This window comes from Streptomyces sp. NPDC057543 (assembly GCF_042801895.1).
Lineage (GTDB): Bacteria > Actinomycetota > Actinomycetes > Streptomycetales > Streptomycetaceae > Streptomyces.
In genome coordinates, this window is the sequence record NZ_JBHVFF010000567.1 from 1 (window position 1) to 1,699 (window position 1,699).

Genomic DNA, 1,699 nt, shown 5'->3' on the forward strand with positions numbered 1-1,699 from the left:
AGCTGGGCGTCCTTGGCACCGCGCGGCCGGTTCATCTCGTCGATCGGGCACTCGACCACCCGGCCGGTCATCCGGTGAAGCTCGACCTTGTGCCGTAGCTCCAGGAGCAGGAAGTACGTCGTCAGCGCCTGCGAGAGGGCCAGCCGGGTGCCGCTCGGTGAGTTCCGAAGCACCTTCCCGAAGTACGCGTCGGCGGGCTCCATGTCCCACAGCGGCCGGCCGAACCAGGTCCTGATCTGCTCCAGATGCCCGACGTCCCCGCGGATCGTGCCGTCCGCCAGGCCCGCCGAGGCCCGCGCGAGGACGAACCCGGACAGCACGTCGGTCTCGAACCGCTCCAGCTTCTCCGCCGACGCGGGCGCCCAGTGCTCACGCAGGTCCCGCACGACCGCCAGCGCCGCCAACCCGAGCCTCCTCGCCTTCGGACCGAATGCAGATTGGTCGGACGAGGTGAGAACGCTTCAAGAATCCCGAAGTTACGTCACAGAGCCGCAGAGCACACGAAGGAGGAAGAACCCCCTGGCCACGGGGGACAGAGACTCAGCGGGGCTCAGGAGAACTCACGGGATGTCGCACAGCTGGTGGCTGCTTCCGCGGGGCGGCCGAGGTGTCGGCCCGGCCCGCGAACCGCCAGAGCGAGCACAGTGGCTGGGGCCAGGGGTAGTGCGGAGTAGCTCCCGTGCGCCGCCTCTTGGCCGCACGCATCGCGTGGGCACACCTTCTGTGGCTGAGGCCCAAGACCACGCAGTGTGATGTTCCATCGGGTCGGTGACGTGTCCCGCCGGGCGGGATGTTAGGCGACATCGGAACGTGAGTGGTTGGCGACACGAGACGTGTCAGGGGCGTTGAGCGGGGCGGCCCTGAACCACCGGTCCGCGCCGGTACGTCAGGTGTTTGTAAGCACTTCTTTGGGCTCCACCGCGCGGAACAGAAGTGGCTCCAGGCGTAAGAAGTTGATCTGGCTCCACTCGTGGAGCGATGCGCGGATCTTGGACGTTGGATAGGGTGCGAGCGGGAGGTACGGGGGATGAGTTTTCGGTTGGCGGCGTATGCCGTGTGCATCGAGGACGGGCGGGTGCTGCTCGCCCGTCACGTGCCACCGGCGGGCGAAAGTAACTGGACTCTTCCGGGTGGCCGGGTCGAGCACGGCGAAGATCCGTTCGATGCGGTGATCCGGGAGGTCGCCGAGGAGACAGGCTGCACCGCGGTGGTGGATCGCCTGCTGGGCGTGGACTCACGGGTCATCCCTGCGGCCGAAGCTCGTGCGGGAGTCGAGCATCAGAACGTCGGCGTCTTCTATCGGGTCCGTATCACCGGCGGCCAGTTCCGGCCTGAGCCGAACGGCGAAATTGTCGAGTCCGTCTGGACCGTGATCTCCGACGTCGCCGGCCTGCGCCGGTCTTCGCTGGTCGATATCGGCCTCTCCCTGGCCCAGGCACTTCCGGCAACTGGCCACGTCGATCCTGTCCCGGTCGACGGCCTGATCCAGCACTAGGCAGGCCTGCTCGCCTCGGAGACGCCCTTGAACGGGCCGACCAATCAGGTCTGCACCATGAAGGCCGCAGCGGCAGGCCGTCGTCCACCGCGGCTTCCGCGAGTGCCCGGTAGAGCGAGGCGACCGAGGGGGACAACCGGTCTGCTCGCGCCTGGCGGTGCCGTCCGCTGATTGTCGGATCGGGCGGGGACCATCGGGCATATG

General features: G+C 67.7%; 1 protein-coding gene and 1 pseudogene. One reads left to right on the top strand and one right to left on the bottom strand.

Features of this window, described 5'->3' with window-relative positions:
- Window positions 1-404: pseudogene (locus ACFU8Q_RS41330) on the bottom strand (site-specific integrase); the annotation flags it as partial.
- Window positions 405-1,027: 623 nt separating this feature from the next.
- Between ACFU8Q_RS41330 and ACFU8Q_RS41335 the strand changes: the two are divergent.
- Window positions 1,028-1,495: an NUDIX hydrolase gene (locus tag ACFU8Q_RS41335; protein ID WP_384465321.1), complete on the top strand. Its 468-nt coding sequence runs from the start codon at window positions 1,028-1,030 to the stop codon at window positions 1,493-1,495.
- The last annotated feature ends 204 nt before the right edge of the window (window positions 1,496-1,699 follow it).

What these genes read in the sequence shown, in the direction of transcription:
- ACFU8Q_RS41335 (WP_384465321.1), top strand. Translation starts at nt 1,028, where the DNA reads ATGAGTTTTCGGTTGGCGGCGTATGCCGTGTGCATCGAGGACGGGCGG.